Raw genomic sequence first — 4561 nt, 5'->3', positions numbered from 1 at the left:
ATTCTGGAAAGAGGGGTTCGATTCCCCTAGGGCGTGCCACTCATTTTCTGCCTGACGGCAACCACCCCTGTTATACAGAGATGGCGACCGCCAATATATGCTGCCTGCGGCCAACGCATGCGCCCTTCGTCTATCGGTTAGGACGCCAGATTCTCATTCTGGAAAGAGGGGTTCGATTCCCCTAGGGCGTACCACTTATCCACAGGTCTCCGGTCGCCGCGGTCCCGCGGCCTTGCCGCGATCGCTCGATGCGGCCTCCTTGACCGCCCGCTTCGCCCGCCCTTTATTAACACGATAAAATATGTTGCCGTCTGCTTTCGCAGGCATCGAAAACCGGCGGAACCAGACCGAAGCACAGCGGCACGAGGAGCGGACATGCATCTCATCCACGAATCGATCGCGCTGATCGAACCCTATCTGCGCCATTACGGCGTCGCGGCGCTGTTCGTCATCGTCTATCTGGAATCGCTCGGCGCGCCGCTGCCGGGCGAAAGCGCGGTCATCGGCGCATCGCTGCTCGCCTCCGGCGGCCAGCTGCCGATCGAGGGCGTGTTCCTGGCGGTGTTCATCGGCGCCGTGCTCGGCGACAATACGGGCTATGCGATCGGCCGTTATGGCGGGCGGACCGTCATCGAACGCTATGGCCGCTACATCGGCCTCAACGACCAGAGGCGGGAGTGGATCGAGGGGCTCTATGCCAGACGCGGCACGGCCGTCGTCGTCGGCGCGCGCTTCGTGGTCATCCTCAGGCAGCTGAACGGCATCGTCGCCGGCATGATGGCAATGGGCTGGCGGCCGTTCCTGCTGGCAAATATGGCCGGCGCGCTCTTGTGGACCAGCGTCTGGACCGCGGCGCCCTTCGTCTTCGGCGATTTCTTCGCCGAACACTTTCACGACGCATCGCTGCACAGGTAGGCCGCAATTCGGGCGCGGGCCCGCGCCGGTCACCGACCTTCGTCGGCAATCTCCTTTCTGAGCAGATCAACCACCCGATCATACGACATCGGCCTGCTGAACAGATAGCCCTGCGCCTGATCGCAGCCGACGGCCTGAAGGCATTCCTTCTGCCCGATGGTTTCAACGCCTTCGGCGACCACGGTCAGGCCGAGAGCGCCCGCGATCGTCACGATCCCGCTGACGATCGCGCGGCCCTTCGCGTCATCGCAGATGTCATCGACAAAGCTCTTGTCGATCTTGATGGTATCGACCCTGAAGGTCTGGAGATGCGAAAGCGACGCGTTGCCGGTTCCAAAGTCGTCCAGCGAAATCCGGATTCCGTTGCGGCGCAGATGATTGATCTTCCGGCGCGCGACGACTTCGTTGCGGTTCAGCAGGACATTTTCCGTGACTTCGATCTCGAAGCTCTCGGCGGGTATATTGAATGTCTCGAGCGCCGCAACGATGCGCCTGACAATCTTGGGATGACCGAAGGCGGCGTTGGACAGGTTGAATGAAATGGTCCCGGGATCCAGGCCGATCCGGCGGAGATTGACCAGGTCCACCAGCACCCGGCGAAAGAGGTAGGTGGTGATCCGAAGGCTGAGATGCGGATCCTCGAAGGCGGCCTGGAATGAGACCGGCGTGAGGATGCCGCGCTCGGGGTGAAACCAGCGCGCCAGCGCCTCGAAACCCCTGATCCTGCCGGTGCGCAGATCGATCTTCGGCTGGTAGAACGGCTGCACCTGGCCGTAGCGCAGCGCCCCCCGGAGTTCGGAGAGCAGGCGCTGTCGCTCCTCGACCACATGCCCCATCTCCGGCTTGAACGCGACCGTCCGGCTGCGGCCGCTGTTCTTGGCGCGGTAAAGCGCGATATCGGCGGCTTTCACCAGGCCTTCGGCCGTCTCCGCGTCGTCGGGGTAGCGCGAGAGGCCGATGCTCACGCCCGCCCACAGCGTTTGCGACCGATATTCGACCGGCTGCCCCACCCGGCGGGCGATCTTGCGGGCAAACGCCATGGCCTCCTGCCGGTCGAGCCCCGGCGCGATCACCAGGAATTCGTCGCCGCTGAGCCGGGCTGCGATCACGCCCTCCCCGGTCAGGGCCGTGAGCCGTCCGGCGATGGTCTTCAGGAAGAAATCGCCGGCCTCATGCCCGAAACTGTCGTTGATTTCCTTGAAATAATCAAAGTCGAGCGCCATGATGGCGACGCCGTCGGGATGGGCGCCGCCAATCGCGCGTTCCAGATGCTCGGCGCAACAGGTCCGGTTCGGAAGACCTGTGAGGTCGTCGTGGAGGGCCATCTCGCGGATGCGATCCTGGGCAGTCTTCGCCTCCGTGACATCGAAGCTGATGCCGATCAGCCGCTCGGGCGAAACCCGGCGCGCCCGGGTGGCAAGCCATATCAGCCCTCCCTCGGCGGTCATGAACCGGAAGACGACTTCTTCCTCCTGCCTTCCGGAGCGCCCGAGGCCCGCGCGCAAATGCCGATCATCCGGATGGATCCGCTCGAGAATGCCGGAAAGAGGTCCAGATCCTATGCCGATGAGATCAACCGCGCTGCCCGACCGGCTGACATGATCGGTGACGAGATCCTGCTCCCAGGCCACCATGCGGCCCGCCCGCAGGGCGAGTTCGAACCAGCCTTCTTGGTGCTGCCCAAAACCATCAGCCATGCCGGAGACATTTCAACGGAAAGACACAAGCCATAAACCTCTCCCTGCGGGCATCGTCGCTCAAGATCCAACGATTACCGAAATTTCAGCATGGACGGAATGACGTGCAGAGCTTTTCTTGAGGTTTTATCGCGATGCTTTGCAAGCAAAGACCGAATAACGCATGATATGCAATGCAGAGTTGCCAAAATACATGCCGATCTATTGAGTATTTCCGAAGCGCGCTACTTGGCTCGTCAACCGGAAATGATCCGGTCAATCTTGACGGCATAACGATCCGTCATCCCCGATACGTAGTCCGCAAGCGTATGCAGCGCGGAATAAGGATCGCGCGCCCGGCGCAGGTCGATGCCGAGCGCGCGCCGCAGCTGGCGGGGATAGCCTTCGATCCGCTCCGCGTCGAAATCCGCCTCGGCAAGCGCCTCCAGCACCGGCAGAACGCCGTCCAGAATGCGATGGACGAGATTGCGGCCCATCACCTCAAGCTCCGTCTTGCGCGGCGAGGTGAAGATGCGTTCGCTGGCAAGCCGGCCGATCTCGGCAAATCGATCCGCCTGGGCCGATGCCTCGACGAGGCCGGAGGAAAAAGTCCCGCTCATGATCGCGTCATAATTCGCGCTGAAAGCGGCGCTGCAATCTTCAAACGCCTTGTGAATGGCGACGGCGCGCAGAAAGGCCATCTTCTCGGACGGCGTATCGCCGCGGTCGTCGCGCGGGGTCGTTCCGGCGACGGCGGACAGCATCCCGGCCGCCTCGCGATAGGACAGGTCGCCTGCGGTGAAGGCGTCCTCGAGATCGAGGATGTTGTAGCAGATATCGTCCGCCGCCTCGACCAGATAGACCAGCGGGTGCCGCCGCCACCAGCTTGCCGATATGTCGCCGGCGATGAGCCCCGTCCGGGTTGCCACGGCTTCGAGAGCCTCCCGCTCGGTTTCGAACACGCCGAACTTCTTCAGGCCGCCGTCGCGCGCGGCGACGGATTTTCGGGTCCGCGCCGTGACCGGATATTTGAGGAAGGCGCCGAGCGTGCCGTGCGTCAGGCGCATGCCGCCGCGACGGTGCATTTCCAGTCCGGCAATGATGCGGAAGCCCTGGGCATTGCCTTCGAACGCCTCGAATTCCTCGGCAAAGCAGGCCAGGCGGTCGGCAAAAAGCCCCTCGCCCCGCTCGAACTTCTCCGCAAACCAGGCGCCGATCGCCGCCTCGCCGGAATGGCCGAAGGGCGGGTTGCCGATATCATGGGCAAGGCAGGCCGCATGGACGAGACCGGCGACCGTCGCCTGTCCGCCCTTCTCGATCTTGCCTTCCTGTTCAAGCCACCAGCCGACCTCGAGCCCGAGCGAACGGCCGACGCTTGCCGTCTCCACGGAATGGATCAGGCGATGGTGGATATGGTCGTTGTCGTAGAGAGGGTGAACCTGGGTCTTGTTGGCAAGCCGCCGGAAGGGCGCCGAGAAGGTGATGCGGTCGGCATCCTGATCATAGGCGGGACGGCGCGGCCTCTCCTGAGACGACGTCAGAAACAGCCGTTCGAGATCGAGCAGTTTCGACCATTCCATCGTCATCATGAGATATCCCCTGCGTCACGGTCCGGGCCACCCGGCGCTACTCGGCAGCCTTGCCGTCGGTGTCGCCGTCGTCGGCCTGTTCGTCCGCTCTGTCGTCGTGCTCGAGCTCGTAGGCATAACCCTCGAGCATGGTATAGGCCTGCTCGATCGCCTCGATCTGGTCCTCGGCATTGCGGATCGCCTCGCCGATCGACTCGCTTCTGGCCCGCAGCATGGATCCGAGCACATCGGTCGTCGAACTGTCGCGCTTGCGCCGTCCAAGCCGGTCCATATGCTTGCGCACCCGGGCGCGATGGCGCTCCAGCTCCAGGATGTGAAAGCGGCTTTTCAGAATGTCGTCGGAAAGCTTGCGCCGCATCGCCGCGACCGGATCGAAACTGC

3 protein-coding genes, 1 tRNA gene and 1 pseudogene are annotated in these 4561 nt (G+C 63.2%); 2 read left to right on the top strand and 3 right to left on the bottom strand.

The features are described 5' to 3' along the window. Nucleotides 1-119: 119 nt before the first annotated feature. Nucleotides 120-194: transfer RNA gene (locus AC5DC2_RS19970), tRNA-Glu, on the top strand. Between the two features lie 202 nt (nt 195-396). Further along, nucleotides 397-915: a DedA family protein gene (locus AC5DC2_RS19965; RefSeq protein WP_491699737.1), complete on the top strand. Its 519-nt coding sequence runs from the start codon at nt 397-399 to the stop codon at nt 913-915. Nucleotides 916-944: 29 nt separating this feature from the next. Here the strand turns inward: AC5DC2_RS19965 and AC5DC2_RS19960 are convergent, their stop codons facing one another. The 3 genes and pseudogenes from AC5DC2_RS19960 to AC5DC2_RS19950 form a co-directional block, all read right to left on the bottom strand. Beyond that, a complete protein-coding gene (locus AC5DC2_RS19960; RefSeq protein ID WP_491699736.1) occupies nt 945-2612 on the bottom strand; it encodes a putative bifunctional diguanylate cyclase/phosphodiesterase in 1668 nt (555 codons plus the stop codon). A 236-nt stretch (nt 2613-2848) separates the two neighbouring features. Continuing rightward, nucleotides 2849-4180: a dGTP triphosphohydrolase gene (dgt, locus tag AC5DC2_RS19955; RefSeq protein WP_491699735.1), complete on the bottom strand. Its 1332-nt coding sequence runs from the start codon at nt 4178-4180 to the stop codon at nt 2849-2851. Nucleotides 4181-4217: 37 nt separating this feature from the next. Then, nucleotides 4218-4561: pseudogene (locus tag AC5DC2_RS19950) on the bottom strand (molecular chaperone DnaJ); the annotation flags it as partial.

The sequence above is a fragment of the Martelella sp. genome (assembly GCF_984369615.1).
This window is presented reverse-complemented; position numbering and strand designations above follow the sequence as displayed.

Coding starts and splice junctions, on each gene's coding strand:
- AC5DC2_RS19960 (WP_491699736.1), bottom strand. CDS start 2,612: ATGGCTGATGGTTTTGGGCAGCACCAAGAAGGCTGGTTCGAACTCGCC.
- dgt (WP_491699735.1), bottom strand. CDS start 4,180: ATGATGACGATGGAATGGTCGAAACTGCTCGATCTCGAACGGCTGTTT.